Source organism: Algoriphagus sp. oki45 (genome assembly GCF_036245605.1).
Classification (GTDB): Bacteria; Bacteroidota; Bacteroidia; order Cytophagales; family Cyclobacteriaceae; genus Algoriphagus.
Genome location: NZ_BTPC01000035.1, coordinates 1 through 304, shown reverse-complemented (window position 1 = coordinate 304; position 304 = coordinate 1). Strand labels below are relative to the sequence as shown.

The following is a 304-nucleotide window of genomic DNA, read 5'->3' as shown; positions in this document are numbered from 1 at the left end:
CCCCCCCCCCCCCCTCCCCCCCCCTCCCCCCCCCCCCCCCCCCCCCCCCCCTCGGTCCGTCCGCCCTGCTCTCGGTTCATCGTATGGACCTCTCCTGCCACCCTCGCGGAGATGGTCCGTCTTTGTGTCTCCGTAGGAAGTCTCGATTCCGAAAGCCTGATCTTTCAATTCCTTCACGGCATCTCCCATGACCATTTTCATTAGGCCGAGAGAAACGTGCTCAGGAGTAAGACCTTCTGCCAGCATCTGTCCCAAAGTGGATTCGAAAATTTTATTGTCTTCTTCCTTGCTCAGTACCCTGTAC

General features: G+C 58.9%; 1 pseudogene. It reads right to left on the bottom strand.

Annotation, left to right across the window (positions count from 1 at the left end):
- Positions 1–304, bottom strand: a pseudogene (locus tag AAA942_RS20300) (DEAD/DEAH box helicase); the annotation flags it as partial.